The 614-nt window shown below is 68.9% G+C and carries 1 protein-coding gene; it reads right to left on the bottom strand.

The window, feature by feature from the left end; all coding sequences use genetic code 11:
- Positions 1 to 614 (bottom strand): aldehyde dehydrogenase family protein (locus DIS04_RS20285; protein WP_162623142.1); only part of this gene is annotated, 614 nt, incomplete at both ends.

The following is a 614-nucleotide window of genomic DNA, read 5'->3' as shown; positions in this document are numbered from 1 at the left end:
TCGCCCGGCTGCATGCTCTCGGCGGCCTTGAGTACCCGCTCGACGACGTCGTCGCGGATCGAATTCTCCACCAGCAGCCGGGAGCCGGCGATGCACACTTCGCCCTGGTTGTGGAAGATCGCCGTGGCGGCGTGGCTGGCTACCCGGTCGAGGTCCTTGCAGTCGGCAAAGACGAGGTTGGGCGACTTGCCGCCGCACTCCAGGTAGACCCGCTTGAGGTTGGATTGCCCGGCGTACTGCATCAGCTGCTTGCCCACCGCGGTGGAGCCGGTGAAGGCCAGGCAGTCGACGTCCATCGAGAGCGCCAGCGCCTTGCCCACGGTGTGGCCGAAGCCCGGCAGCACCTGGAACACGCCCTTGGGCAGGCCGGCTTCCTGGGCCAGCTGGGCCAGGCGCAGCGCGGAGAGCGGCGACTTCTCCGAGGGCTTGAGGATCACGCTGTTGCCGGCGGCCAGCGCCGGGGCGATCTTCCACGCGGTCATCATCAGCGGGAAGTTCCACGGCACGATGGCCGCCACCACGCCGATGGGCTCGCGCAGCACCAGTGCCAGGGTCTCCTCACCGGTGGGCGCCACCTCGCCGTAGAGCTTGTCGATGCACTCGGCCTGGTAGCG

This window comes from Billgrantia lactosivorans, from assembly GCF_003254665.1.
GTDB lineage: Bacteria > Pseudomonadota > Gammaproteobacteria > Pseudomonadales > Halomonadaceae > Halomonas > Halomonas lactosivorans.
Note: the sequence above shows the minus strand (reverse complement) of the source record. Positions and strands in the feature narration are given on the sequence as shown.